Below are 783 nucleotides of genomic sequence, written 5' to 3' on the forward strand. Positions count from 1 at the left end.
GAAAGCGTCGGTGAGCGCTAACGAAGTTTGGCGAGGTGCCTCTGCAAAACACTGCAAGCGGATTGTGCATCACGTGCCCGAATTGCAGACATGATTGCCATGTGGTCCTTGTCGGTGCGCTTTTGCCAAGGCGTCGAGAGCCCTGCCAAAAAGTGGCGTGCATAGAGCAGTTGCAGATTGTGTATTTCCTCGACCAACCGGGGCATCCCGCAAGCAGCAACGATTGCCATATGAAAGGCCCTGTTACCGTCTTCCCTGGCAATCGCTGTGTCGGCATTGTCACAACGGGCCTGCGCGTCCTCGGCCTTCAGGATCTGCGCAGGCGTCATGTTGGGCACGGAATGCAGCAAAGCCACCGGTTCCAGAGCCTGACGCATGACTTTCAGCTCCCGGGCGGCCTGCCTGTCGAGCGGTGCAACACAGACGCCCCGGCGGGGAATACTGACCGCAAGCCCCTGCGCCACAAGTTTCAACAGGGCTTCGCGCACCGGAACGTGGCTTGCCCCATAGTCCTGAGCAATTTGATCCTGCCGTAACTTTTCTCCCGGCGCATAGGCCCCCTTGACGATCTCGCTCGTGAGATTTTCTGCAATTTGGTCAGACTTTTTTGTGGCTTGCACAGTCATGGCTATCATTCGGCAACGGCATGGTTTTCAAGTAACACTGCTTTGCGGGCTGGGTTTCGGGTTAATTAGAAGAGCACATCCTTTGACACAATTGATCAAGATTGCAAACCAGTGAGACTGGTTCCTCCAGCCACTCTAGACCGCGCAAAGTCTCCTC

1 protein-coding gene is annotated in these 783 nt (G+C 55.9%); it reads right to left on the reverse strand.

Going from position 1 to position 783, the window contains the following annotated elements:
- Positions 1-17: 17 nt before the first annotated feature.
- Positions 18-626, reverse strand: a complete 609-nt coding sequence (locus tag E1297_RS01155) for a GntR family transcriptional regulator (RefSeq protein WP_155132843.1) — start codon at positions 624-626, stop codon at positions 18-20.
- Positions 627-783: the final 157 nt, after the last annotated feature.

It is taken from the genome of Roseibium sp. RKSG952 (genome assembly GCF_009711355.1).

Excerpts from the sequence above, each read along its gene's own strand:
- E1297_RS01155 (WP_155132843.1), bottom strand. The coding sequence starts at position 626 with ATGACTGTGCAAGCCACAAAAAAGTCTGACCAAATTGCAGAAAATCTC.